Here is a 24,973-nt window from a genome sequence, read left to right as displayed (position 1 = left end):
GTTGACGGAAACCCTACGCAAAGGCACTGACAGTGCCGTACCCAGGCCCGCACTTTGTGTCGGTCTTGCAACACAGGGCGTGCGGGGCGGGGGCACAGCAACCGCAAGGGCCCGTCAGGCCAGACCCGCCTCTCTCATCTGGCGCAGTTCCTTCTTCATTTCGGAGACCTCGTCGCGGATCCGGGCGGCGACCTCGAACTGGAGGTCGGCGGCGGCGGCCCGCATGCGCTCCGTCATCTCCTCGATCTGCTCGGCGAGTTGAGCTGCGGGACGGTCCGTCGGCACCGTCTCCTCGGACCTGCCCTTGGCCGACCCGGACTTGGCGCCCTTGGCCGCCTTGCCGCCGAGGGAGGGCACCGGGGCCTTGGTTCCCCGCCCGTCCTTCTTCGCGCGGTAGCCCGAGCCGAGCAGCTGCTCCGTGTCGACCTCCTCGCGGGAGATCTGGGCGACGATGTCGTTGATCTTCTTGCGGAGCGGCTGCGGGTCGATGCCGTTCGCCGTGTTGTAGGCGACCTGCTTCTCCCGGCGGCGGTTGGTCTCCTCGATGGCCCGCTCCATGCCCGGGGTGATCTTGTCGGCGTACATGTGGACCTGACCGGAGACGTTGCGCGCCGCGCGGCCGATGGTCTGGATCAGCGAGGTGCCGGAGCGCAGGAAGCCCTCCTTGTCGGCGTCGAGGATCGCCACCAGGGACACCTCGGGCAGGTCGAGGCCCTCGCGCAGGAGGTTGATGCCGACCAGGACGTCGAACTCGCCGGCGCGCAGCTCGCGCAGCAGCTCGATCCGGCGCAGCGTGTCGACGTCACTGTGCAGGTAGCGCACCTGGATGCCGAGCTCCAGGAAGTAGTCCGTGAGGTCCTCGGCCATCTTCTTGGTGAGCGTGGTGACCAGGACGCGCTCGTCCTTCTCCACGCGCGTGCGGATCTCGTGCACCAGGTCGTCGATCTGGCCCTCGGTCGGCTTGACGACGACCTCCGGGTCGATCAGGCCGGTGGGGCGGATGATCTGCTCGACGGCGCCGTCCCCGCGGGAGAGCTCGTACTTGCCGGGGGTCGCCGACAGGTAGACGGTCTGCCCGATGCGCTCCCGGAACTCCTCCCACTTCAGCGGGCGGTTGTCCAGGGCGGAGGGCAGCCGGAAGCCGTGGTCGACGAGGGTGCGCTTACGGGAGGCGTCCCCCTCGTACATGGCGCCGATCTGCGGGACGGTGACATGCGACTCGTCGATGACGAGGAGGAAGTCGTCCGGGAAGTAGTCGAGCAGGGTGTTCGGCGGGGAGCCCGGCGAGCGGCCGTCGAAGTGCATCGAGTAGTTCTCGACGCCGGAGCAGGAGCCGATCTGCCGGAGCATCTCCAGGTCGTACGTGGTGCGCATGCGCAGCCGCTGGGCCTCCAGGAGCTTGCCCTGCTTCTCCAGGTCGGCCAGGCGCTCGCCCAGCTCCTTCTCGATGTCGTTGGCGGCCCGCTCCAGGCGTTCGGGGCCCGCCACGTAGTGCGTGGCCGGGAAGATGTACAGCTGCTGGTCGTCGCTGATGATCTCGCCGGTGAGCGGGTGCAGTGTGGACAGGGCCTCGATCTCGTCGCCGAACATCTCGATGCGGACGGCGAGCTCCTCGTAGACCGGGAAGATCTCGATGGTGTCGCCGCGCACCCGGAAGGTGCCGCGGCTGAACGCCAGGTCGTTGCGCGTGTACTGGATGTCGACGAAGCGGCGCAGCAGCTGGTCCCGGTCGACCTCGTCGCCGACGCGGAGCGGGACCATGCGGTCCACGTACTCCTGCGGGGTGCCGAGGCCGTAGATGCAGGAGACCGAGGCGACCACGACGACGTCACGGCGGGTGAGCAGCGAGTTGGTCGCGGAGTGGCGCAGGCGCTCGACCTCCTCGTTGATCGAGGAGTCCTTCTCGATGTAGGTGTCCGACTGCGGGACGTACGCCTCGGGCTGGTAGTAGTCGTAGTACGAGACGAAGTACTCGACCGCGTTGTTCGGCAGCAGTTCGCGGAACTCGTTCGCCAGCTGGGCGGCCAGGGTCTTGTTCGGCGCCATCACCAGGGTGGGGCGCTGGAGCTTCTCGATCATCCACGCGGTGGTCGCGGACTTTCCGGTGCCGGTCGCGCCGAGCAGGACGACGTCCTTCTCACCTGCCTGGACACGCTTGGCCAGCTCGGCGATGGCCGCCGGCTGGTCGCCGCTGGGCTGGTAGGGGCTGACGACCTCGAAAGGCGCCACCGTGCGTTCGATGTGGGAAACGGGCCGCATGTCATCCACCGTACGACCCCCCACTGACAACGGGGTTCGATCAGGGGTTTCGCGGGGACCGGCCCCGGGGTCGCGCGGGTTCGGGAGTCAGCGGTTCTGCGGGGTCCGGGACTCGCGGTGCGGCACCTTCCGGCGGCTGCGGAGCTGGGAGCGGCGCGACGGGTGCGGGGCCGGCGGGTGCGCCGGGACGCCGGGTTTGTGCTCGGCGGGGGTCCAGTCGGGCTTGCCCATGACCATCAGCGGGTCGAACATCACGACGACACCCGCGAGGCAGAGGAAGGCGAGGGGGCCGATCAGCATCGGCGCGAGGAGGGCGGCGGGAGAGTCACCCGCGGTCGGGGCACCCGTGTGCAGATGGACGCTCAGGGCGGCCATCCCGGTGTAGTGCATGCCGGTCACGGCCAGCCCCATGACCAGGCTGGCGCCCACGCTCCACAGGAAGCCCCTGACCTGTCCCGCGGCCCACAGGGCGGCGGTGGCGGCCGCCATGGCGATGGCGACGGAGGTGGCGACGGTGAGCGTGTTGTACTCGAAGGTCCCGTTGAAGCGCATTCCGGCCATGCCCAGGTAGTGCATCGACGCGATGCCCAGGCCGGTGATGGTGCCCCCGGTGAACAGCGCCGTTCCGGTCGCGCCCCGGTAGCCGACTATGAAGATCCCCACGCCCACCATGACGATGGCGACGCCCAGGCTCGCGTAGGTCATCGGTTTGTCGTAGTGGATCGGGGCTCCGTCGACCGTGAAGCCGATCATCGCGATGAAGTGCATGGTCCAGATGCCGGAACCGATCGCCGCCGAGCCGAGGGCCAGCCATCCGGGGCGCCAGGACTGGGCGACGAGCAGGGCTCTGGTGGTGCAGCGCAGACCGAGAGCACCGCCGAGGCAGGCCATGAGGTAGGCCACCAGCGGTGTGACGAGTCCGTAGCTGAATCCGTCGACCGTGCCTTGCATGCGCGGTAGCCCTTCGCCCTGTTGCTCGATCTTCTGAAACTCGCCCCTCCCCGGGACCGCTGAGCGCGGTCAAGGCTGAGAGAGAGTATGACCCCCACCGGAATGGTCGAACGATTTTCCGGCAAAGAAACACGCCCTTGTCGCACATGTGCGGCACCAGTGAGCGGCCTCCGGGGCCTCCTTCCCTTCTGTGGTCGTCCTGTACTCCCCCGGCGTCGACCCTCTGCTGTCACTGTTGAGCTGTATGTGATGGCCCGACGCGAGGAGTACGCATGCACGCGCGCGTAGTTGCCGCCACGACCACCGCGGTCCTGGGCACCGTCGCCCTCCTGCTCCCCGTTCACGACGCCCGGGCGGGCAGCGCCTTCCGGCCGTCGGTGATCGCCCACCGGGGAGCCTCCGCCCACGCCCCCGAGAACACCCTGGACGCCGTCGACGAGGCGGCCTCGCTGGGCATCCTGTGGGTGGAGAACGACGTCCAGCGCACCAAGGACGGCGAGCTCGTGGTGATCCACGACGACAGTCTCCGCCGTACGACCGACGCCGAGGAGGTCTTTCCCGGCCGGGCCCCGTGGAGGGTGCGGGACTTCACGGCGGCCGAGATAGCCCTGCTCGACGCGGGAAGCTGGTTCGGCGCCGCGTACACGGGCGCGCGGGTGCCGACGCTGAAGGAGTACGTCGAGCGGGTCGAGCATCACCACCAGAAGCTGCTCCTGGAGGTCAAGAACCCCGAGCTCTATCCGGGGATCGAGCAGCAGACCCTCAAGGTGCTGAGCAACGAGGGCTGGCTGGACCGGCGGCATCTCACGAACCGGCTGATCGTGCAGAGCTTCAGCGCCGAAAGCCTGCGGACCCTCCACGACCTGAAGCCGGGGGTGCGGACCGGTCTGCTCGGGATGCCGGCCGTCTCGGAGCTGCCCCGGTACGCGGGCTTCGCCGACCTGATCAACCCGTCGTACACCGCCCTCTCCCCCGCGTACGTCTCCGCCGTGCACGCGCTCACCGGGCCGCACGGCAAGCCGATGAAGGTCTTCGCCTGGACCGTCGACGACCCCGCGACCGCCGAGGCCGTCGCCGCGTACGACGTCGACGGCGTGATCACCAACAAGCCCGACGTGGTGCGGCGGGCCCTGTACGGGTACTGACGCCGGCCGGCCCCGGTGCGGGAGCGGGCCGTGCCGACGCCCCGGGGCGTTGTCAGTGGCAGGCCGTACGGTGGGCGCATGGACAGCCATGGGCAGGACGAGCAGCGGGTCGTGTGGACCGTCGTCGGTACCGACATCGGTCCGCTGTTGCTGGCCGCGACCGGTGAGGGCCTGCTCAACGTCGTGTTCCACGCCACCGACGCGGTACGCGACCAGGCGCTCGGCCGGCTCGCGGCCCGACTGGGCACGGAGCCCGTCGAGGCGCCCGACTCCCCGCTGCTGGCCGAGGCGATACGCCAGGTGAAGGCCTACTTCGCCGGTGAGCGACGGGCCTTCGAGCTGCCGTTGGACTGGTCGCTGATCTCGGGCTTCAACCGGCAGGTGCTCCGCGAGCTCGAGTCCGGCGTCCCGTACGGGGCGGTCGTCGGCTACGGCGATCTCGCCAGGCGGGTGGGACAGCCGCTGGCGGCGCAGGCGGTGGGAGTGGCGATGGGCGCCAATCCGCTGCCGGTCGTCGTGCCCTGCCACCGGGTGGTGGAGAGCGACGGCGGCATCGGCGGGTTCGGAGGGGGTCTGGAGACCAAGCGGAAGCTGCTCGCGCTGGAAGGGGTACTACCCGAGCCGCTGTTCTGAGGGGACACTGCGCCGGTGACCACATCCCCCGGTCGTCGCCACGGCCGCGCGACGGTCCGGCGCGGGCCGTGACCGCCGTCGAGCGCGCCGCGGCCGCGCCCGTCGACGCCGCTCTCCTGCCCGCGCTGCGGCGCCGCACGACCGGGGTGCTGGTCGCGAGCCAGATCCTCGGCGGGCTCGGCGTCGCCACCGGCATCGCACTGTCCGCCGTACTGGCCCGGCAGGTCAGCGGCAGCGAGGCGCTGTCCGGGCTCGCGCCCACCGCCACCGTCGCCGGTACGGCCGTGCTGTCCATGCCGATGGCCGCGCTGATGACCGCGCGCGGGCGCCGGCCGGGGCTGGTACTGGCCTATCTGGTGGGCGCCCTGGGCGCCTGTGTCGTCGTGGTGGCGGCGCGGGCCGGGAACTATCCGCTGCTGCTGTGCGGCATGGCCGCCTTCGGCGCCGCGTCCTCCGCGAACCTCCAGGCGCGGTTCGCCGCCGCCGACCTGGCCGAGCCACAACGGCGTGCCCGGGCCATCTCGAACGTGGTCTGGGCGACCACCATCGGCGCGGTCCTGGGCCCGAACATCGCCGCGCCCGCCGGCCGCAGCGTCGCCGGACTCGGCATACCCCCGGCGGCGGGCCCCTTCCTGTGGGCCGCCGGGATCTTCGTCATGGCCGCGGTCCTGGTGGCCGTCCTCCTGCGCCCCGACCCGCTGCTGACGGCCCGCGCGCTCGCGCCGCAGGACGAGCGGTCCCCGCAGGCCCGTTCCCTGCGTGCCGGTCTGGCGGCCGTCGCCGCCTCGCCCCGCGCACGGCTCGCCCTCGTGACGGTGGCCGTGTCGCACACGACGATGGTCTCGGTCATGTCGATGACCCCGCTCGACCTCACGCACCACGGCGCGAGCATCGACCTGATCGGGCTGGTCATCAGCGGGCACATCGCGGGCATGTACGCGTTCGCGCCACTGATGGGACGCCTGGCGGACCGGGTGGGGCGGCTCTCCGTGGCGGGACTCGCGGCCGGTCTGCTGGCCGTCGCGATGTTCCTGGCGGGGACGGCGGGCGACAGCCACGGGCAGACCGCCGCCGGGCTCTTCGTGCTCGGGCTGGGCTGGTCGGCCGGGCTCGTGTCGGGTTCCGCGCTGCTGACGGACTCGGTGCCGCAGTCCGCGCGAGCCGCCGCCCAGGGGATCTCCGACCTCACGATGAACACCTCGGCGGGGTTCGGCGGAGCGATCGCCGGGCTGATCGTCGCGCAGGCGAGCTACGCGTGGCTCAACGCCGCCGCGGCGAGTCTGCTCGTCCCGCTGGCCGCCCTGGTGCTGCTCACCCGGACCGGGAGCAGAAAGGCGAAGGGGAAGGGGAACGAAGCCAGGTCCAGGGCGGCGGCGGAGGACAGCCCGCCGGGCGTACGACGGTCGTAGGTACGAGGGTCGGAGCCACGCCGGTCGTAGCCCCATCACGGGTGGGGTGGCCGGGTCAGTGCTGGCCGGGTCAGTGGTAGCCGGGTCAGTCGTAGTGGCGTGCCTCGATGACGTTGCCGTCCGGGTCTCGGAAGTAGAAGCTGCGCGTGGCATCGCCGCGGGCGCCGAAGGAGCCCTGCGAGACGCCCGACACGGGGACGGCGCGCTCCTCCAGGCGGGCCAGCAGCGTGTCGAAGTCGCCCCGCGGCAGGGCGAGGCAGACGTGGTTCACGGGGTGTCCCGCGCTCTCGGCGGATCCGGGGAGCATCTTCATCCTCTCGGCCATCGACAACGGCATGAGGTCCAGGAGTGCCTCCTCGTTGACCCGTACGGAGGGAAACGGTTCCTCTCCGGCGGCGAACTCGGCGAGCCGCACGGGCTCCAGGCCGACGGCCTTCTCGTAGAAGTCGGCGGCGGCGATCGGGTCGCGTACCCACAGGACGACATGGTCGAGACGTGTCGTGTTGTCCGTCATACATCCCAGGCTGGTGTCCTGCTCCACAGGCCGCAAGGGTTTGGCCGGGCGCGCCGCCCGCCAGAGATGAGGGGAGACCGACGGACAGGAGGCGGGCGCGTGGTGCTGGTGGTGTCGGAAGAGGTGCGGGACGCGGTCGACGCGCGTCGACCCGTGGTGGCCCTGGAGTCCACGATCATCTCGCACGGGCTGCCCCGCCCGCGCAACCTCCAGGTGGCGCTGGAGCTGGAGGCGGTCGTACGCGCGGAGGGCGCCGTACCGGCGACGATCGCCGTGCTGGACGGGCGGCCCCATGTGGGCCTGGACAAGGAACAGTTGGATCGGGTCGCCAACGAGGACGGCTTCCGCAAGCTGGGCCATCGCGACCTGCCGCTCGCCGTGGCCTCGGGGGCGAGCGGGGCGACCACCGTCTCGGCCACAGCGCTGCTGGCGGCGCTCGCGGGGGTGCGGGTGTTCGCGACGGGCGGGCTCGGCGGGGTGCACCGGGAGTGGACGGTCACCCAGGACGAGTCGGCCGACCTGGGGCTGCTGGCGAGCACCCGGATCACGGTGGTGTGCGCGGGGGTGAAGTCGATCCTGGACGTGCCGGCGACCCTCCAGCGGCTGGAGACGCTGGGCGTAGCGGTCGCCGGCTACGACACCGAAAGCTTCCCGGGGTTCTACCTCTCCGACTCGGGGCATCCCGTGGACTGGACGGTGCGGACCCCGGGGCAGGTGGCCGACGTGATGCGGGCACAGGACGCGCTCGGCGTCCCGGAGTCCGCGCTGATCGTCGCCAACCCGGTTCCCGAGGAGGAGCAACTCGATCCCGAACTGCACGCGCGTGTGCTCGCCGACGCGCTGCACGCGTGCGAGGAGGCCGGCGTCACCGGTCAGGGCGTCACACCGTTCCTGCTCGACTACCTGGTCCGGCACACCGACGGCGCGTCCTTGAGCGCCAATCTGGCGGCGGTGCGCGGCAACGTGCGGCTGGCGGCACGGATCGCGACGGCGTGGGCCGAGGCATGACCGTCCGACCGGACGGGACGGCCGGCGGTCACGGCGGCCCCGGCGAGCCGATCGGGGATGCGGGATCGGGGGCGAGGCCGGAACCGGGGCCGGAGGCGAGGCCCGATCCGGCATCGGGATCGTGGCCGGGGCCGGCATCACGCTCGGAGCCGGGCGGGAGGGCGCCCGGGGCTCTCACGGTCGGCGGCTCGGGAGGCGGGGCGCTGCTGGTCGTCGGGGACGTCGTGACGGACGTCGTCGCCCGCCATCGGGGCCCGCTCGCCTCCGGTACGGACACGGCCTCCGTGATCCGGACCCTGCCGGGCGGGGCGGGCGCCAACGTGGCGTGCTGGGCGGCGCATTGGGGGTGCGCGGACGTACGGCTCCTCGGCCGGGTGGGCGCGGAGTCGGCGGCCTGGCACGAACGGGAGCTGACCGCCTGCGGAGTGCGGCCGCGGCTCGTCGTCGATCCGCAGGCGGCCACCGGGACGGTGATCTGCCTGGTCGACACCGGTGCCGCGGCCGAGCGCACGTTCCTCACCGACAGCGGCGCGGCCCTGCGGCTCGGCCCTGACGACTGGTCGGACGCTCTCCTGGACGGGGTCGGCCGGCTGCATCTGTCGGGCTACCTGCTGTTCTCGGAGTCCGGGCGCGCGCTGGTGGGCACGGCGTCGGCGGCGGCACGCGCGCGTGGAGTGCCGGTGAGTCTCGATCCGGCGTCGGCGGGCTTCCTGCAGGACCTGGGCGTCGACCGCTTCCCGTCCCTCGTCGAGGGAGTGGACGTGCTGCTGCCGAGCCGTGCCGAGGCCTGTCTGCTGACTGGGCTGCCCGAGGGGGCGGACGCCGCCGCCGCGCTGAGCCGTATGGTCCCGCTGGTGGTGTCCAAGGAGGGGGCCGACGGTGCGCTGGTGGCCCGTGACGGCACGGTGCTCGTCCGCGTCCCCGCCGCTCCGGCGACGCCCCTGGACACCACGGGCGCCGGTGACGCCTTCACCGGAGCCTTCCTCGCCGCGCTGCTCGCGGGCACCGATGCGGGGGCCGCGGCGGCCGAGGGGTGCCGGGCGGGGGCCCGGGCGGTGGAACGGGTGGGCGGCAGACCCCCCGCGCGGGGCTACGGCGCGGCGGCGACGCCATACCGCGCCCACGCCGGCTGAGGGCACCACGCCTGGCGGGCCCCCACGGCCGACGTGCCCCACCCCTCCGACCGCTGCCGCCTCCGACCGCTGCCACCGCCGACGTGCTTCACCCGTCCGGCCGCTGACTCTCCTACCGCTGACCCCTGCCGCTGCCGCTGCCGGCGCCACCTACCCGCTCACGCCACTAATCCCTGCGTCCCCACGCCGAGATCATCGGCGCCGTGGCCAGGTCCATGCTTCCGGAGGCGACGTTCGCCAGGTGCCGGTCGATCTCCTCGTCGGTCGCGAGGCCCGCTCCGACGAGTTCGCCGCGGATCTGACGGACCGTCGCGGACTCCAGGGCCGCGCAGGCGGGTGAGGTGACGGGGAAATAGGCGTCGGCCTCGACCCGACGCAGTCCGGCCTCGCGGAGCAGACGCGGGAGCTTACGACCGTAGGAGAGGTCGGCGCCCCGGCCTGCCAGGAGCTTGCGGAAGCCGTGCCGCAAGCGGTTCGCCAGCTGCTGCTCGGGGCCGTGTTCGTCGGGGCAGAGCAGGGGCTGCAGGGCGGGGTCGGCGTCCTCGATCAGGAGCCGTCCGCCCGGTCGCAGCGCCTTGACCATCGATCGCAACGCCCGCTCCCGGTCCGGCACGTGGACCAGCACGAGCCGGGCGTGCACCAGGTCGAAGCCCTCCATCGGCGGTTCCTCGGTGCCGACGTCGTGGACGCGTACCTCGACCGGTGGGCGGGCGACCGACGTCAGCCGGGAGGTGTCGATGTCGGTCGCGAGGACCTTGCCCGTCGGGCCGACCTTCTTCGCCAGCCAGGACACCACGGAGGTGCCGCCGGCGCCGGCCTCCCAGCAGCGCCAGCCGGGTCCGACCCCGAACGCCTCGAAGTGGCGGAGCGTCGTGGCGTCGAAGAGGGCGGCGAAGGCGTCGAAGCGTTCCCCCGCCTCGGGCTGCCGGTTGTCCAGGAGGTACCCGTCGGATCGCGTCATGCGCCGATCATCCCAGTTGTCCCGCTCGCCGGAGGTCGTCGACGCGGCCGGGACGGGGGACGGGACAGCGCGGCCCGGATGCGGTCGGCGACGCCGGGAACCCTTACCGGGAACGCGCGGGAACCGTACCGGGAACCGGCGGGCACCGGTCGCGCGAGCGGGCCGGGGCATCCGTCGTCCACAGGCGGGAACAAAGCGGAACCGGCCCTGTCCACAGGCTTACCCTCGGCATACGCGGGCCTGGCAGACTGGCGCGCCAGGACGCGGGAACGCGGCCCGCGGAGATACACGCAAGGAGACCCAGATGACCATGGCGGGGAATCTGCGGAAGGTCACCGGCCTCGGAAGGGTCGGCGGCCTGCGCAGGGTGGCTCGGCTGGCCCGGCGACGGCCGCGGGTCGACCTGAGTCACCCCGCGCGGTCCCCGCTGGGTTCCTCGGTGGTGAACTGCGTGACGTACCAGGACGGTGTCCGCGCCCCGCGCGGCGGCGATCTGGTCGAGACGGTGGAACGGGTGCGCAAGCACGGTCACGGCTTCGTGTGGCTCGGCCTGCACGAGCCGACGAACGACGAGTTCGCGGGCATCGCCGAGCTCTTCGACCTGCATCCGCTGGCCGTCGAGGACGCCGTCGAGGCCCATCAGCGGCCGAAGGTCGAGCGGTACGGGGAGACCTTGTTCGCGGTGTTCAAGACGGTCTGCTACGTCGAGCACGAGGAACTCACGGCGACCAGCGAGGTGGTCAACACCGGCGAGATCATGATGTTCGTCGGCCGGGACTTCGTGATCACGGTACGCCACGGCCGGCACGGGTCGCTGGGCCCGCTGCGCGAGGAGCTGGAGTCCGACACGACTCAGCTGGCCAAGGGGCCGTCCGCGGTGCTGCACGCGATCGCTGACCATGTGGTGGACGACTACCTCAATGTCATCGACTCCGTGCAGGAGGACATCGACAAGGTCGAGACGGAGGTCTTCGCGGCGAACGGCGCACGGGCGGATCCGGGTCGCATCTACCAGCTCAAGCGGGAACTCCTCGAGCTGAAGCGGGCGGTGGTGCCGCTCGGCCGTCCGCTCCTGGACCTCGCGGACCGGCCGGTCCGGGTGATCGATCCGGAGATACAGGCCTACTTCCGGGACGTCTCCGACCACCTGCTGCGCGCGACGGAGCAGATCGCCGCCTTCGACGAGCTGCTCAACTCGATCCTTCAGGCGCACCTGGCGCAGGTCACGGTCGCGCAGAACGAGGACATGCGGAAGATCACGGCCTGGGCCGCGGTGATCGCCGTGCCGACGATGGTCTGCGGCGTGTACGGCATGAACTTCGACCACATGCCGGAGCTGCACTGGAGGTTCGGCTACCCCCTGGTCGTCGGCGTGATATCCGTCGCCTGCTGGGTCCTGTACCGCGGCTTCCGGCGCAACGGCTGGCTCTGAACGACCGCTCCGGCCCCGGCAACCACTGCCACCGCAACCGGACCTGTCAGAACCGTCAGCCCTGCCAGAGCCGTCGGAACCGCCAGAGCGTGCAGTGCCGGACGGGTCAGGACCTGGCGTAGACGGTCTCGGCCCAGGTGGCGATCTGCTCCTCGGGCAGGTGCCGGGCGAGGTCGGCCTCACTGATCATGCCCACCAGGCGCTTGTTCTCGATGACGGGCAGCCGGCGGATCCGGTGTTCCTGCATCTCGTGGAGCACCTCGCCGACGTCGGCACCCGCGTCGATCCAGCGCGGTGTGCCCTGGGCCATCTCGCCGGCGGTGACCTTGGCGGGGTCGTGCCCCATGGCCACGCAGCCGACGACGATGTCCCGGTCGGTGAGGATCCCGCAGAGCCGCTCGTTCTCGTCGCTGATGGGCAGCGCGCCGACGTTCAGTTCACGCATCAGTTGGGCGGCGCGGTCGAGGGTCTCGTGGGCGGGGATCCACTGGGCGCCCCGGTGCATGATGTCTCCGGCGGTGGTCATCAGGTACCTCCCGGTGCCGGACGGCCGGCGCGGCGCGGGGAGGGGCACCGCTAGTCCCGGCGCCCTACATTCTTGCCGCGTGACCTGACGCCCGCACCCGGAGCGCGGCACGCCGAGCCCGGCACGCCGAGCGGAGTCCGCCCCACGGCACTGTGCCCCACGACACCTCAGGGGCGTCCGGCTCGGGATCAGCCGCCCCAGGCCGGATGGCGGGGGTCGTCCGCGCGGACGAGCACGTCGGCCGCGGCGGCCGGGTCGGTCTCCTGGACGTATCGCTCGAAGGCGGGCAGCGTCCAGTGGTCGGCTTCGGGGGTGCGCCGGCGCAGGGCCGGCGGGGACAGGAGGATGTGGACGGTCAGGTCGAAGGGGAACCAGTGCCGCAGCAGAAAGGGACCGTGCAGCAGCAGGAAGCCGCCGGGCGGGAGCGGGACGTAGGGGCTGCGCGTGGCGCGGTCGCTGACGGGGTCCCGGAGATCGGGCAGGATCCGTCCGTCGCCGCCGGGTTCGAGGGGATCGAACACCTCGCGCCACAGGGCGCCGGTGTCGAACCAGCCGTCGTAGTAGGCGTCCACGTCGTGATGGCCGTACTCCAGGCGGAGGGAGGCGGGGCGCAGGAAGCCGTGCGTGTCCACGACTCTGGAGGGGCGGCCGCGGGTGCGCAGGGCCTCGGCGACCCGCGCGGCGAGCTCTCCGGGACGGGCCGCCGGTGCGCCGTCGAAGGCGATGCGTGGCCAACGGATGCCGTCGTCGGGCTTCAGGTCGAGCAGCCGCTCGGCGAGGAGGTCGCCGAGCCGTTCCCAGGTGATCGCTTCGAGTCGCACACGGCCCATGATGCGTCAGGCGCCAGTCCGGCCGCCTCGCCCGGTGTGGCCGGAGCCGGTCGGCCCGCGTCCCGCCCGCCCACGGGCCGGCGACCAGGTGCCGACGCGTCCGCCAGAGGGCATGAAGGCCCTATGGCAGTCGCAGCTCCCACCGCTTCCGCGCCCCGCACCGGGTTTCTCGTCGTCCAGCCGGTCCGGCGGAAGCACTGCGCCGGGTGCCGTCGCGGGCCGCTGCCGATGCTGGTCCTGGAGGACGCCGCGCCGCGCTGCCTCGACTGCGCCGATCTCGGACACCTGGTGTTCCTGCCGCGCGGGGACACGGCACTGACCCGCAGGTCGCGGGAGGAGAGCGGGCTGTCGGCGGTGGTGGTCCGTTTCAACCGGCGCAGGGGGCGTTACGAACGCCAGGGCGTTCTGGTCGAGGAGGCGGCGCTCACCCGGGCCGAGGAGCGGTGCCTGGCGGACGCGGAGGCACGGCAGCGGCGCCGGACCCGGGACGCGCGACGCCGGGCGGCACAGGACGAGCGCTTCGCGCAGACGTTCGCGGCGGAGATCCTGCGGCTGCTTCCCGGCTGCCCGGGAGACCGGGCGCGCGGGATCGCCGCGCACGCCTCCCTGCGGGGCAGCGGCCGGGTGGGACGCAGCGCCGCCGGGCGGGCGTTGTCCGAGGGGGCCGTGGTCTCGGCGGTCGTGGCGTCCGTACGGCATCTGGACACGCCGTACGACCGGCTGCTGATGAGCGGCGTGCCCCGGCACGAGGCGCGCCGGCGGATCGCGGCGGATGTGGAGGCCCGGATACGGATGTGGCGGGAGGGAGACGGCGGGACGGACGAGACGGTTCGGTAGCGCGGACGGCAGCCTGGTGGACGTCCACGCATGTCCCCGCGCGTTTCGGCCATGGTCACCGATCATGAACGGGATTTCACTTGAGGTGAGGGACGGACCCGGGCAAGATCTCCGCACTGAGGGTGGGAGTTGACGTTGTCATGATCGATGGACCCTATGAGGTGCTCGCGATGGTGGGCACGGTGACCACGGGGCTGATGGCCGGGGTCTTCTGTGCCTTCTCGGTCCTGGTGATGCGGGGTCTCGCCGCGCTGCCGCCCGCGCAGGGCGTCGCGGCGATGAACGCGATCAACTCCTCGGCGCTGACACCGGCGTTCATGGTTCTGCTCCTCGGTGCGGCGGTGGTGTGCGCGGTGATCGCCGTGGTGACCTTCGTGCTGTGGCCGGACGACGGGACGGTCCACCTGCTGCTGGGCAGCGCGCTGTACCTGTGCGGCGCGTTCGGGGTGACGGCGGCGGCCAACGTGCCGCGCAACGAGGCCCTCGCGAGGCTGGAACCGGGCACGCCGGAGGCCGTCACGTACTGGCCGGTCTACCTGCGTCAGTGGACGCGGTGGAACCACGTGCGCGCGGTCGCGTCCGCGGCCTCGGCGGTCGTGTACGTCCTGGCTCTGGCCTGACCGGACACGGATGTTCGGCGGGGCCCCGGACGCCCCCCGCTGAAAGCGCTGTCCGCCACTCTGCGTGGGTGGCCGACGCGACGTATCGTGGCCGAGAGAGTGCCGCCCGATGACGCTCGGCCTGTCGTACGCGTACGCGAGGAAGACGCCCATGGCCGATCCCAAGGGATTCATGACCACGCCCCGCGAGGACTGGCCCCGGCGGCCGGTCGAGGAGCGGGTGCGGGACTGGGACGAGGTGTACGTCCCCGGAGCGCTGCTGCCCATCGTCAGCAAGCAGGCCGACCGCTGCATGGACTGCGGCGTCCCGTTCTGCCACGAGGCCTGTCCGCTCGGCAACCTGATCCCCGAGTGGAACGACCTGGTGTCCCGGGAGGACTGGCGGGCGGCGAGCGACCGGCTGCACGCGACGAACAACTTCCCCGAGTTCACCGGCCGGTTGTGCCCGGCGCCGTGCGAGGCGGGGTGCGTCCTCGCCATCAACCAGCCGGCCGTCACCATCAAGAACGTCGAGGCCGCCATCGCCGACCGGGCCTGGGCGGACGGTCTCACGCCGCCGCGTCCCCCGGACCGGCTGTCCGGCAAGACGGTCGCGGTGATCGGTTCCGGGCCCACCGGGCTGGCCGCGGCACAGCAGTTGACCCGGGCCGGGCACACGGTCGCCGTCTACGAGAAGGACGACCGGATCGGCGGACTGATGCGGTACGGGATCCCCTCCTTCAAGATGGAGAAGCACCACCTGGAGCGGCGGATCGAGCAGATGCGGGCCGAGGGCACGAAGTTCCGCACCTCGACCACCATCGGCCGGGACGTCATGGCCGCGGATCTGCGGGTCCGCTACGACGCCGTGGTGATCGCCACCGGGGCGACCGACTGGCGTGAACTGCACGTGCCTGGGCGCGAGTTGACCGGCATACAGCAGGCGATGGAGTATCTGCCGCTGGCCAACCGGGTGGGCGAGGGGGACCTGGAGTCGTCCCCGATGTCCGCCGCCGGAAAGCACGTCGTCATCGTCGGCGGCGGCGACACGGGCGCCGACTGTCTGGGCACGGCGGTGCGCGAGGGCGCCGCGTCCGTGACCCAGCTGGACATCTACGCGCAGCCCGGTCCTGAGCGCGACGAGGACACCGACCCCTGGCCGACGTATCCGAAGATCTACCGGCTCTCGGCGGCGCACGAGGAGGCGCGCGATCTGGAGTCCGCGCCGGCGGCGGACGCGGACGCACGCCTGTTCGCGGCGTCCACGCTCCGCTTCACCGGCGACGAAACCGGGCACGTACGGGCCTTGCACCTCGTCGAGGTCGACGCGCGGCGCAGGCCGGTGGAGGGCACCGCTCGGGCACTCCCCGCCGACCTCGTGCTGCTGGCCCTCGGCTTCTCCGGGCCCGACCGGGAGGACGGGCTCGTCGAGCAGCTGGGGCTGACGCTGGAGCCGCGCGGCACGATCGCGCGGGACGGCGACTTCGCGACGAACGTCCCCGGCGTGTTCGCCGCGGGGGACGCGGCGCGCGGGCAGTCGCTGATCGTGTGGGCCATCGCGGAGGGGCGGGCGGTGGCGTCGGCCGTCGACCGCCATCTGACGGGGAGTTCACGGCTGCCGGCGCCGATCGGCCCGTACGACCGCCCGATGAGCAGCTAGCCCGGGAGGTCCGGGACAGGGCACCCGCGTACGTGGCGCCCGGGACGGCACGGGGCCGGATCGTTTCAGCGGCGCCCGGTTCAGCGGCCCTCGTTTCAGCGGTCCCCGTTTCAGCGGCGCTCGTCCGTCCCGGCCACCTTGCCCGTCGCCAGGGCCACCCGGTTCCAGGTGTTGATCGTGCAGATCAGGGCCAGCACCTGGGCCAGCTCCCGCTCGTCGAAGCGGGCGGCGGCCTCGGCGTAGACGTCGTCCGGGACACCGCCGTCGGCCACCAGCGTGACGGCCTCCGTGAGGGCCAGGGCCGCCTGCTCCTTCTCCGTGAAGAAATGGCGGGCCTCGCGCCAGACGGCGACCATGTGCAGCCGCTCCTCGCTCTCACCGGCCTTGCGGGCGTCGCTCGTGTGCATGTGGAGGCAGTAGGCGCAGTGGTTGAGGTGCGAGGCGCGGATCTGGATCAGTTCGACCAGCGCCGGGTCGAGGCCCTCGCGGGCGGCGGCGTCGAAGCCGATGAGGGCGCGGAACGCCTTGCCCGCGGTCTTCCCGAAGTCGAGGCGGGACCGTCCGGCCTCCGCCGCCGCCACCACACCGCTACCCGCGTCGTTCGTCGTCATGCCATGTGTCATGTCCCTCAACCTACGGGCCGGAAAGACCCCCTGTAGGGTGCATTTCCATGGTGGATTCGTGGGTCAATTCCGCGGAGCGGATCGGCGCCGACCTGCATGTGGAGCTGTCCGGGCCGGGCGGTCGGCGAGCCGCCCTGATCCGGGCGCTGCGCGAGGCCGTGCGCGGCGGGCGCCTGCCGCCGGGCACCCGGCTGCCGCCGTACCGTTCGCTCGCCGCCGACCTCGGCGTCGCCCGCAACACGGTGGCCGACGCGTACGCGGAGCTCGTCGCGGAGGGCTGGCTGACCGCCCGGCAGGGATCGGGGACGCGGGTCGCCGACCGGACCGAACCCCTGCGGCCGGCTCGGCGCACGCCCGTCAAGGCACCGCCACGCGCGCGTGGCCCCCGGCACGACCTGCGGCAGGGCACCCCGGACGCGTCGTCGTTCCCGCGCGCGGCCTGGCTGGCCTCCTACCGGCGGGCCCTCCAGCAGGCGCCCAACGAGGTGTTCGGTCCCGGTGACCCGGCCGGCCGCCGGGAGCTGCGGGAGGCACTCACCGAGTACCTGGCACGCGCGCGTGGCGTGCGCACCGAGCCCGAGCGCATCGTGATCTGTTCGGGCTTCGCCCATGCGCTGCGTCTTCTGTTCGGCCCGGGCAGCGGGCTCCCGCGCGGTCCGCTGGCCGTGGAGGCGTACGGCCTGGACTTCCACCGGGGGCTGCTGGCGGCGGCGGGTGTGCGCACGACCGCGCTGGCCCTGGACGCGGACGGTGCGCGCGTGGAGCGGCTGGATCGCGAGCGGGCGGTGCTGCTCACCCCCGCGCACCAGTTCCCGACCGGTGGCCCCCTGCACGCGAGCCGCCGGACGGCCGTGATCGACTGGGCACGCGCGCGTGGCGGGGTCCTGCTCGAGGACGACTACGACGGGGAGTTCCGCTACGACCGCAAGCCCGTCGGCGCCGTTCAGGGGCTCGATCCCGAGCGGGTGATCTACCTCGGCTCGGTCAGCAAGAGTCTGTCGCCCGCGCTGCGGCTGGGCTGGATGGTGCTGCCCGAGCGGTATGTCGACGGCGTCCTCGCGGCCAAGGGTGAGCGGGAGGCCTGGGCGAGCGCCCTGGATCAGCTGAGTCTGGCCGACCTCATCGCGTCCGGGGCGTACGACCGCCACGTACGGCGCATGCGGCAGCGTTACCGCGCTCGCCGGGACCGGCTGGTCGAGGCGCTCTCCGCGCAGGCGCCGCACGTCGAGGTCACCGGGGTCGCGGCCGGTCTGCACGCGGTGCTGCGGCTGCCGCCCGGCACCGAGCGGTCCGCGCTCAAGGCGGCCGCCTGGCAGGGCGTCGCCCTGGACGGCCTGGCCGCCTTCCGGCATCCGGCAACCGACATGGCGCCGCAGGACGGGCTCGTCGTCGGGTACGCGACGCCGCCGGAGCACGCCTACGCGGCGGCCCTGGACGCGCTGTGCCGGATCCTGCCGCCGCCGGACGGGCGGCGCGGCCCCGCCCCCGAATGAGACGCGCCGCGGGACGTCCCACGGACGTCCCGCGGCGCGCATGCCTCCGGATGCGGCGGCCTCAGAGCTTGCGGCCCACCGCCCCGTACCCCGGGATCACGCCGTCGTCCTGTCCCGGCACCGGTTCGCCGAGCTCGGGGTGCCACTCGGGCACCACCGCGACGCCGGGTTCGACCAGGTCGAGTCCGTCGAAGAAGCGGGTGAACTCCTCGCGGGACCGCAGGGCGAGGGTGACGCCCGCCGCCTTCAGTTTCGCCGTGGCCGCCGCCGACTCCTCCGGGGAGAAGTCCGCGGTCGCGTGGGTCATCATCAGGTAGCTGCCGGAGGGCAGTGCGGCGAGCAGCCGGTCCACCAGTTCGTGCGCTCCGTCCTCGTCGGAGACGAAGTGGAGCAGCGCGACCAGTGACAGCGCCACCGGCCGGCCGAGGTCCAGGATCTTCCCGGCCCCCGCGATGATGGCGTCCGGGTCGCGGACGTCCGCCTGGAGGTACTCCGTGACGCCCTCCGACGTGCTGCGCAGCAGGGCGGCCGCGTGGGCCAGGACGATCGGGTCGTTGTCGCAGTAGACCACCCGGGCGTCCGGCGCGATCTGCTGGGCGACCTGGTGCAGGTTGGGCTCGGTCGGGATGCCCGTGCCGACGTCCAGGAACTGCCGTACGCCGTTCGTGGCCAGCCAACGGGTGGAGCGGTGCATGAAGGCCCGGTTGACTCGTGCCATCACCGGCACGCGCGGGTCGAGGGCTAGCATCTGCCGGCCCATCGCCTCGTCGACGGGGTAGTTGTCCTTCCCGCCGAGGTACCAGTCGTACATCCGTGCGGGATGGGGCTTGCTGGTGTCGATCTCGACGGCTCCGGTGGGGTCCTGCCCGGTCATGAGGCACTCCGTAAGCATGTGACGCGGATAGTGTTCAAGTCAGTACCAAATTAAGGAAGTTGAGGCGAAGGCAAGGGGCAGATGGGCGAACACGGGTGGGGGGTGAGCTGAGCAAGAAGCGCCGGACGGGTCCGTTCAGGACAGCAGGAAGTCGGCCTCCCCCGCCTTGGCACCCTCGATGAAGGCCGTCATCTCGTCGGAGGTGTAGATCAGCGCCGGTCCGTCGGGGTCGGTGGACTGCCGGACGGCGATCCGGCCGTCGGCGAGCTTCATCGCTTCCAGGCAGTTGCCTCCGTTGCCGCCGCTCCACGGCTTGTGCCAGCCCTCGCTGCCCAGTTCCCGGGCGGGCATGCCGTTGTAGATCCGCTGAGCGCGGACCCTCGGCCTGGACTGGGTCCTGATGTGATTCATTCACAACTCCTTGCGGAGATCCCGGAGGATCTCCTTCGTGCGATGTGCTGTAGCGGCCTGCGCCGCCATGCGGTCCATGACCTCGAGGTGGGTCGCCACCTCGGTGCGGGCGTCGAGATAGACGGCGCCGGTCAGGTACTCGCTGTAGACCATGTCCGGAAGCTCCGGCATGGCGAATCGGAACAGCACGAAGGGCCCGTACGTGCCCGGATGCGGCCCGTTCTCGAACGGGGCGACCTGCAACGTCACATTGGGCAGCTTCGCGGCCTCGAGCAGGGTGTCGATCTGCGCGCGCATCACCTCCGGGCCGCCGACCGGGCGACGCAGCACCGTCTCGTCCATCACGACCCACAGTCGGGGGGCGTCCTGACGAGTGAGCAGATCCTGGCGTTGCATGCGCAGGTCGACGAGGCGCTCGATGTCCTCCGGGCGGGTCTGGCCGATGGCTCCGGACTTCAGGACACCGCGCGCGTAGTCCTTGGTCTGGAGCAGGCCGGGCACGAAGTGCGGCTCGTACTGGCGGATCAGGGCTGCGGCGCCCTCGAGGCTGACGTGCATGGAGAACCAGCCGGGCAGGACGTCGTGGAACCGCTGCCACCAGCCCGGCTTGTTCGCGTCCTCGGCGAGCTGGACGAAACCCTCGGCCTCCTCATCGGTGACCCCGTAGGCCTTCAGCAGCAGCTGGAGGTACGGGATCTTGAGGCTGACCTCGGCCATCTCCATACGACGGACCGTGGCGGGCGCGACGCGCAGGATGCGGGCTGCTTCCTCGCGCTTGAGCCCGGCGCGTTCCCGCAGGTCCAGCAGGCGCCGACCGAGGACGACCTGTCCGACCGTCGGCGCGGACCGCGGTTCGCTCACGCTCCACCTCCACGAAGAGCCGGCCGGTCACGCGGGGGGCCGCACGAGCCCCGACCCGGCCGGTCACGAAAAGAATCCCGACAGCCTTACGGCGCCGCTCGAAGATCGATTCGAAGGTCTGTACGCATACGTACGGATCTTCACCGATCCCAATTGGCGCCGTTCAACGTGCTGTTGCGAGCAGTGTGCCACGGCCCCCCACCGCGTCACACAGCACTCTGCATTTTTCAGAGTGACACTTGCCAAGTGTTCACGGCGGGGAGATAGTGGCAAGCGTGATTCCGTCCGCGCCCTTAGGAACAGACGCCGCCGCAGGCCGCCCCCAGGGTCTCGGTGCCAGCGCGGGAGCAGGCCCAGACCAGGCCGCTGCCGAGCGCCGGTTCCGATTCGAACTGGCCGCCCATCCGGGTTCCCCCGCCCAGGCCAGACGCCTGACGAGGGCCCGGCTGACGGGCTGGTCGGTGTGCGAGGACACCTGCGACACCGCCGCCCTGGTCATATCCGAGCTGGTCACCAACGCGATCGTGCACACCGCGAGCGACGTCGTCGTCTGCGAGCTGCACGACGGCGACGACCTGGTGCGGATAGCCGTGCGCGACGAGGGCTGTGCGCCGGGTGACCCCCATCCCTCCCCGCAGCGCCCCGAGGAGGAGCACGGGAGGGGACTGCTCCTCGTCGAAGCCCTCTGTCACGCCTGGGGCGCCCAGGAGCACGGGCCCGGCCTGCTGGTCTGGGCCGACCTGACCCGTAAGGCCGACGCTCCCCGCGATCCCGCCGAGCCCTGCAACAGCCTGGACACGGCCGCGCCGCACCACGCCGACCTCGGCGAGCTCCTCGACACCCTGGACGAGTTCCACGACGGTCCCGCGGAGCCGCACACCGGTCCGGCCGTGCCCCGCAACGACCTCGGCTGGGGCTCCCGCCCGAAGCCGGGACCGGCCGACGGTCCGGCCGACGAGGACGAGCAGGCCGAGCAGTGGTACCGCGCCATGGCAGGCCGGGCCGCCCGACGACCCCACCCCGTGCCGCCGGCCGCACCCGCCGTGACCTCCGCCAAGCCCGCGCCTGCACCCGACGGTCCGGGACCCCGCATCGCCCCGCAGCGGCACCGCGCCCCCGGCGGCCACGGCGGATACGAAGCCGGCCGCGACGGACGGCCGGCCGGCCACTCCGCCGGAGCCCTCCCGTTCGAGCACGGCCGCGAGCGGGGAAGGGCATGAGCACGGTCTCCGGTCGGACTCCGCTGCTGACCCTCGACACGCTCGTCCGCCTCAAGCGCGGGCCGGGCGGTGCGCACACCCCCGAGCCGCCGCGCCGGCTGGCCGTGCCCGACGGCATGACGGCCCCGCTGGGCTGCGACGCCATATCCGTCCCCGCCCGCCTCGGCCCGCTGCTCATGCCGCGCCTGCCGCGCGTGGGCTGCGTCTACGCCGACGAGGCGCGCTGGTGGTGGCTGGTGCCCTCCGACTCCGACTACGCCCTGGAGTGGCCCGCCCCCGCGCACTACGCCACGGGCGCCCTCCTGCCGGACTCCCCGCACGTCCCCGGCCTCATCCACATGCCGGACGGCACGCTTCCGTACACCCCGCCGATCCCCCTCTACCTGGCCCTGTGCCGCCTCACGGGCACGACGCCCACCTGGTCACGGGCGATCAGCGCGTAGCCTCGCCGCCCCCGGGCGAGCCGAACCCGGAGCCGTCCCGGCGCACGCCCGCGCGTCCCGGCTCCCCCGCCCCGCGCCCTGCCCTCACCCGTCTCGTCCCGCGATAGTGGCCGTTCGTCGACTATCGCGACCGGGGGAGGCCGACGGTGGGAGAGGCACGAGAGGCGGGCACGGCTCGGAGGGCAGGAAAGGCTCGGGAGGCGGGAAAGGCACGCACACCGCACGGATCCGACGAGCGTGACGTGTCCGGGTCGGAGCGGCTCCTCTTCGGCGGCCCGCTCCGCTACGACATGGGCTGGAACCAGCACCGGGACGCCTTTCTGGAGCTGAACTTCCGCGCCATGGTCACCCGGCTGCCGTCCCTCCTGCGCACCAGTCTCCGGCTGGCCCGGCAGGCCGACCCGAAAGCCGCCCGGATCGTACTGTCCGCCGAGATCGCCCGGGGCGTGGCGCAGGCGATCGGCCTGCTCGCGATGAACGCCGTGCTGGGTCGGCTCATCACCGGCGGCCCGATCGAGGACCGGCTGCGCGGCGCCGCCCCCGCCCTGGCCGCCATGGCCGTCGTCCTCCTGGTCGGGGCGCTGCTGCGGGCCACGTCGACGTACGCCACCGGGCGGCTCGAGCCCAAGGTGGAGCGGGTGGCGACCGAGCTGTATCTGGAGCGGGCGGCCGCCGTCGAACTCGCCGCGATCGAGGACCACGCCTTCCACAAGCTGCTGGACACCGCGCAGTACGGGGCCCGGTCCAGCCGATACATGATCAGCCACGGCACGCGCGTGGTGAACGCGATGATCTCGCTGGCCGCGTCGGCGGGCGTCCTCACCGTGCTGCACCCGCTCCTGCTGCCGCTGCTGGTGACGATGACGCTGCCGAGCGCCTGGAGCGCCCTGACCAACGCCCGGCGCCGCTACGAGTCCTTCCACACCTGGGTGCAGCACGCGCGCGCGGGTCACCTGATCGCCGGTCTCCTCACCGAGCCGGCGGCCGCGCCCGAGATACGCGTCCACGGCGTCGGGCCCTTCCTGCTGCGGCACTTCCGCGCGATGTCGGAGACGGCGGAGGCGGAGCAGGCCCGGCTGGCCCGGCTCGCGGCCCGCACCGGACTGTTCGCGGCGACCTGGACGGGCCTGGCGACGCTGGCGACGTACGCCACGCTGGGCGGGCTGCTGCTCACCGGGACGATGGCGCTGGCGGTGGCGGGCACGGCCGTGATCGCGATCCGCAGCGGCTCCGCGAGCCTGAACACCCTCGTCCTGGAGGTCAACCAGCTGCACGAGGAGGCCCTGTTCGTGGGCGACCTCCAGCGCCTCTACGTGGAGGCGGCCGAACGGGCGATCCCGGTGGGCGGCACGGCCCTGCCGGACGAGCCGCGCGAGATCCGCTTCGAGAACGTCACGTTCGGCTATCCGGGCGAGTCGACCCGTCCGGCCCTCGACGACATCAGCCTCTCGCTCCCCCTCGGCCGGATCATCGCGCTGGTCGGAGAGAACGGCTCCGGCAAGACGACTCTGGTGAAGCTGCTGGCGGGGCTGTACAACCCGGACCGGGGGCGGATCCTGTGGGACGACGTGGACGCGGCGGACGCGGACCGGCACCAGCTGGCCGAGCGCATCGCGATGGTGGCGCAGGATTTCAAGCGGTGGCCGTTCACGGCCCGCGTCAACGTCGCGATCGGCCGTTCCGCCGCCCCGCTCACCGAGGAACGGCTGGCCACGTCGGTCGCGGAGGCGGGCGCCCAGGAGGTGGTCGATGACCTGCCGCGGGGACTGGACACCCTGCTGGCCCGGCACTTCAGCGGCGGTCACGAGCTGTCCGGCGGCCAGTGGCAGCGCCTCGGCATCGCCCGGGCGGCGTACCGGCGCGGGCGCATCCTGATCGTGGACGAGCCGACGGCGGCCCTGGACGCCCGGGCCGAGCTGGAGGTCTTCGAGAAGATCCGCGCGCTGGCCGACAGCGGCCAGACGGTCGTGCTGATCACTCACCGGCTGGCGTCGGTCCGGCACGCGGATCTGGTGCACGTCCTGGACCAGGGCCGGCTGGTGGAGTCCGGGACCCCGGACGAGCTGCTGGCGGGCGGCGGGGTCTACGCCGAGCTGTACACGCTACAGGCCGAGCAGTTCACGGCGCAGCTGCCGGTGCCCGCCCCGTCACAGGCGGGCTGACGGCTCACCGCGCGGTGTCACCGCCCCGGACGACCACCAGGAAGGTGTCGGTGGCGAGGTCCATGACGACCTCGGCGGCCAGTCCCTCCATACGTCGTGCCTGCGCGAACTCCTCCGCCGGCCACGAGCCCCGCGGCCCGCCCGCGGGAAAGCGCTCGAGCACGGTCCGCCCGTTCACCATCTCGCACCTCCGTTCAGCGTCGTACTTGTAGGAGTTAACGCTCTGGGGAGGGCGAAGGCCTCGGCCGGTTGCGGGACTGAGACGTAGTTGACACGCGTTCAACGCCGAGTGTGAGAATCCGGTCACCTTACGAACATCTCGGACACGCTCCGTGTCAGAACTCGTACTCGTCGTGGTAGCGGACCCGCGCACCGCTCGGCGGCCCCAGCGCCGTCAGGTCCAGGAAACTCATCGCCGGACCGAGCCGGTCGAGTTCGCGGTCGAACACCGAGTAGGTGTGGAAGACCCGGTCACCCTCCCGGAGGAAGCAGCTGACCCCGGGCCGCTCGGCGAAGCCGCCGGGCTGTCCCACCGTCGCTTCGAAGTCGCCGTTGAAGTCGTCGTCGTACGAGGAGTACCAGGGCACCGTCCAGCCCATGCGCGCCTTGAACGGGAGGATCCTCGTGAACGGCGCCCTGGACACCGCGGCGAACGAGGTGCCGCAGGCGTTCAGGTGCGCGAGCTGACCGACCTGGTCGAGGAAGGCCGCGCAGCAGCGGCAGCCGGTCTGCCACTCGGGGGCGAACATGAAGTGGTGGACGACGAGTTGCCGACGGCCGTCGAAGAGGTCGAGGAGCGGGGCCTTGCCGTCCCCGCCCTCGAAGACGTACTCCTTGCCGACCTCGACCATGGGCAGCCCGCGCCGCTCGGCGCCCAGCGCGTCCCGCGCGCGCGTCACCGCCTCCTCCTTGGCCAGCAGTTCTTCGCGCGCGGCGCGCCACTCCTCGCGCGAGACGATCTCCGGAAGCTCCGGATGCGCCATGGCTGC

The 24,973-nt window shown here is 72.2% G+C and carries 24 protein-coding genes and 1 pseudogene; 13 read left to right on the top strand and 12 right to left on the bottom strand.

Annotation, left to right across the window (positions count from 1 at the left end; translation table 11 throughout):
• Positions 1–114: 114 nt before the first annotated feature.
• Positions 115–2,259, bottom strand: coding sequence for an excinuclease ABC subunit UvrB (gene uvrB / locus OHU34_RS31790; protein WP_405769547.1), 2,145 nt, complete (start codon positions 2,257–2,259; stop codon positions 115–117).
• An 87-nt stretch (positions 2,260–2,346) separates the two neighbouring features.
• On the bottom strand, positions 2,347–3,210 hold the full coding sequence (locus OHU34_RS31785; RefSeq protein ID WP_020131881.1) for an MHYT domain-containing protein: 864 nt from the start codon (positions 3,208–3,210) through the stop codon (positions 2,347–2,349).
• 272 nt (positions 3,211–3,482) lie between these two features.
• On the opposite strand from OHU34_RS31785, the gene OHU34_RS31780 reads away from it, so the two are divergent.
• The 3 genes from OHU34_RS31780 to OHU34_RS31770 all read left to right on the top strand — a co-directional run bounded on the left by OHU34_RS31780 (position 3,483) and on the right by OHU34_RS31770 (position 6,397).
• Complete coding sequence (locus OHU34_RS31780) at positions 3,483–4,355, top strand: glycerophosphodiester phosphodiesterase (RefSeq protein ID WP_405769544.1); 873 nt, start codon at positions 3,483–3,485, stop codon at positions 4,353–4,355.
• A 78-nt stretch (positions 4,356–4,433) separates the two neighbouring features.
• A complete protein-coding gene (locus OHU34_RS31775) occupies positions 4,434–4,988 on the top strand; it encodes a methylated-DNA--[protein]-cysteine S-methyltransferase (RefSeq protein WP_142269780.1) in 555 nt (184 codons plus the stop codon).
• Between the two features lie 68 nt (positions 4,989–5,056).
• Positions 5,057–6,397 carry an MFS transporter gene (locus tag OHU34_RS31770; protein WP_142269781.1) on the top strand — a complete coding sequence of 447 codons (1,341 nt, stop codon included), beginning with the start codon at positions 5,057–5,059 and terminating at the stop codon, positions 6,395–6,397.
• A gap of 85 nt (positions 6,398–6,482) precedes the next feature.
• On the opposite strand, the gene OHU34_RS31765 is transcribed toward OHU34_RS31770, so the two are convergent.
• Positions 6,483–6,911 (bottom strand): VOC family protein, encoded by a 429-nt coding sequence (locus tag OHU34_RS31765; protein ID WP_200840065.1) that lies wholly within the window; start codon positions 6,909–6,911, stop codon positions 6,483–6,485.
• A 99-nt stretch (positions 6,912–7,010) separates the two neighbouring features.
• Between OHU34_RS31765 and OHU34_RS31760 the strand changes: the two genes are divergently transcribed.
• The gene (locus tag OHU34_RS31760; RefSeq protein WP_142269783.1) at positions 7,011–7,919 is read left to right on the top strand and encodes a pseudouridine-5'-phosphate glycosidase; all 909 of its coding nucleotides are present in this window, start codon (positions 7,011–7,013) and stop codon (positions 7,917–7,919) included.
• Positions 7,916–9,052 carry a carbohydrate kinase family protein gene (locus OHU34_RS31755; protein WP_405769539.1) on the top strand — a complete coding sequence of 379 codons (1,137 nt, stop codon included), beginning with the start codon at positions 7,916–7,918 and terminating at the stop codon, positions 9,050–9,052. Before OHU34_RS31760 ends, OHU34_RS31755 begins: the two co-directional genes overlap by 4 nt.
• A gap of 166 nt (positions 9,053–9,218) precedes the next feature.
• Here the strand turns inward: OHU34_RS31755 and OHU34_RS31750 are convergent, their stop codons facing one another.
• Complete coding sequence (locus tag OHU34_RS31750) at positions 9,219–10,013, bottom strand: methyltransferase (protein WP_230196238.1); 795 nt, start codon at positions 10,011–10,013, stop codon at positions 9,219–9,221.
• A gap of 304 nt (positions 10,014–10,317) precedes the next feature.
• Between OHU34_RS31750 and OHU34_RS31745 the strand changes: the two genes are divergently transcribed.
• Positions 10,318–11,445 carry a magnesium and cobalt transport protein CorA gene (locus OHU34_RS31745; protein WP_405769536.1) on the top strand — a complete coding sequence of 376 codons (1,128 nt, stop codon included), beginning with the start codon at positions 10,318–10,320 and terminating at the stop codon, positions 11,443–11,445.
• Positions 11,446–11,551: 106 nt separating this feature from the next.
• Here OHU34_RS31745 and OHU34_RS31740 read toward each other — a convergent pair whose 3' ends face one another.
• Together OHU34_RS31740 and OHU34_RS31735 are read right to left on the bottom strand one after the other, a co-directional pair.
• Positions 11,552–11,971 (bottom strand): CBS domain-containing protein, encoded by a 420-nt coding sequence (locus OHU34_RS31740; protein ID WP_020131872.1) that lies wholly within the window; start codon positions 11,969–11,971, stop codon positions 11,552–11,554.
• Between the two features lie 188 nt (positions 11,972–12,159).
• The gene (locus OHU34_RS31735) at positions 12,160–12,801 is read right to left on the bottom strand and encodes a uridine kinase (protein WP_230196237.1); all 642 of its coding nucleotides are present in this window, start codon (positions 12,799–12,801) and stop codon (positions 12,160–12,162) included.
• A gap of 123 nt (positions 12,802–12,924) precedes the next feature.
• Here OHU34_RS31735 and OHU34_RS31730 point away from each other — a divergent pair, with 123 nt between their 5' ends.
• The 3 genes from OHU34_RS31730 to OHU34_RS31720 all read left to right on the top strand — a co-directional run bounded on the left by OHU34_RS31730 (position 12,925) and on the right by OHU34_RS31720 (position 15,897).
• The gene (locus OHU34_RS31730) at positions 12,925–13,638 is read left to right on the top strand and encodes a DUF2293 domain-containing protein (RefSeq protein ID WP_142269788.1); all 714 of its coding nucleotides are present in this window, start codon (positions 12,925–12,927) and stop codon (positions 13,636–13,638) included.
• Between the two features lie 140 nt (positions 13,639–13,778).
• Positions 13,779–14,258, top strand: coding sequence for a DUF1772 domain-containing protein (locus OHU34_RS31725; RefSeq protein ID WP_405769533.1), 480 nt, complete (start codon positions 13,779–13,781; stop codon positions 14,256–14,258).
• A 151-nt stretch (positions 14,259–14,409) separates the two neighbouring features.
• Complete coding sequence (locus OHU34_RS31720) at positions 14,410–15,897, top strand: glutamate synthase subunit beta (protein ID WP_142269991.1); 1,488 nt, start codon at positions 14,410–14,412, stop codon at positions 15,895–15,897.
• 110 nt (positions 15,898–16,007) lie between these two features.
• Here OHU34_RS31720 and OHU34_RS31715 read toward each other — a convergent pair whose 3' ends face one another.
• Positions 16,008–16,508: a carboxymuconolactone decarboxylase family protein gene (locus OHU34_RS31715; RefSeq protein WP_142269790.1), complete on the bottom strand. Its 501-nt coding sequence runs from the start codon at positions 16,506–16,508 to the stop codon at positions 16,008–16,010.
• Between the two features lie 59 nt (positions 16,509–16,567).
• Between OHU34_RS31715 and OHU34_RS31710 the strand changes: the two genes are divergently transcribed.
• Complete coding sequence (locus OHU34_RS31710; protein WP_142269791.1) at positions 16,568–18,013, top strand: PLP-dependent aminotransferase family protein; 1,446 nt, start codon at positions 16,568–16,570, stop codon at positions 18,011–18,013.
• A 61-nt stretch (positions 18,014–18,074) separates the two neighbouring features.
• Here the strand turns inward: OHU34_RS31710 and OHU34_RS31705 are convergent, their stop codons facing one another.
• From OHU34_RS31705 to OHU34_RS31695, 3 genes are all read right to left on the bottom strand, one after another.
• Positions 18,075–18,887, bottom strand: a complete 813-nt coding sequence (locus OHU34_RS31705; protein ID WP_142269792.1) for an SAM-dependent methyltransferase — start codon at positions 18,885–18,887, stop codon at positions 18,075–18,077.
• Positions 18,888–19,022: 135 nt separating this feature from the next.
• Complete coding sequence (locus OHU34_RS31700; RefSeq protein ID WP_020131864.1) at positions 19,023–19,298, bottom strand: DUF397 domain-containing protein; 276 nt, start codon at positions 19,296–19,298, stop codon at positions 19,023–19,025.
• A complete protein-coding gene (locus OHU34_RS31695) occupies positions 19,299–20,159 on the bottom strand; it encodes a helix-turn-helix transcriptional regulator (RefSeq protein WP_142269793.1) in 861 nt (286 codons plus the stop codon).
• A gap of 266 nt (positions 20,160–20,425) precedes the next feature.
• Between OHU34_RS31695 and OHU34_RS31690 the strand changes: the two are divergent.
• From OHU34_RS31690 to OHU34_RS31680, 3 genes and pseudogenes are all read left to right on the top strand, one after another.
• Positions 20,426–21,121, top strand: a pseudogene (locus OHU34_RS31690) (ATP-binding protein); the annotation flags it as partial.
• Positions 21,122–21,375: 254 nt separating this feature from the next.
• Complete coding sequence (locus OHU34_RS31685) at positions 21,376–21,822, top strand: hypothetical protein (protein ID WP_142269794.1); 447 nt, start codon at positions 21,376–21,378, stop codon at positions 21,820–21,822.
• Positions 21,823–22,112: 290 nt separating this feature from the next.
• Positions 22,113–23,984 carry an ABC transporter ATP-binding protein gene (locus OHU34_RS31680; protein WP_230196269.1) on the top strand — a complete coding sequence of 624 codons (1,872 nt, stop codon included), beginning with the start codon at positions 22,113–22,115 and terminating at the stop codon, positions 23,982–23,984.
• 4 nt (positions 23,985–23,988) lie between these two features.
• On the opposite strand, the gene OHU34_RS31675 is transcribed toward OHU34_RS31680, so the two are convergent.
• Both OHU34_RS31675 and OHU34_RS31670 read right to left on the bottom strand, forming a co-directional pair.
• Positions 23,989–24,165 (bottom strand): hypothetical protein, encoded by a 177-nt coding sequence (locus OHU34_RS31675; protein WP_199875608.1) that lies wholly within the window; start codon positions 24,163–24,165, stop codon positions 23,989–23,991.
• A 154-nt stretch (positions 24,166–24,319) separates the two neighbouring features.
• The gene (locus OHU34_RS31670) at positions 24,320–24,967 is read right to left on the bottom strand and encodes a DUF899 domain-containing protein (protein ID WP_142269796.1); all 648 of its coding nucleotides are present in this window, start codon (positions 24,965–24,967) and stop codon (positions 24,320–24,322) included.
• Between the last annotated feature and the right edge of the window lie 6 nt (positions 24,968–24,973).

Source organism: Streptomyces sp. NBC_00080 (genome assembly GCF_045041255.1).
GTDB classification, from domain to species: domain Bacteria; phylum Actinomycetota; class Actinomycetes; order Streptomycetales; family Streptomycetaceae; genus Streptomyces; species Streptomyces coriariae.
Note: the sequence above shows the minus strand (reverse complement) of the source record. Positions and strands in the feature narration are given on the sequence as shown.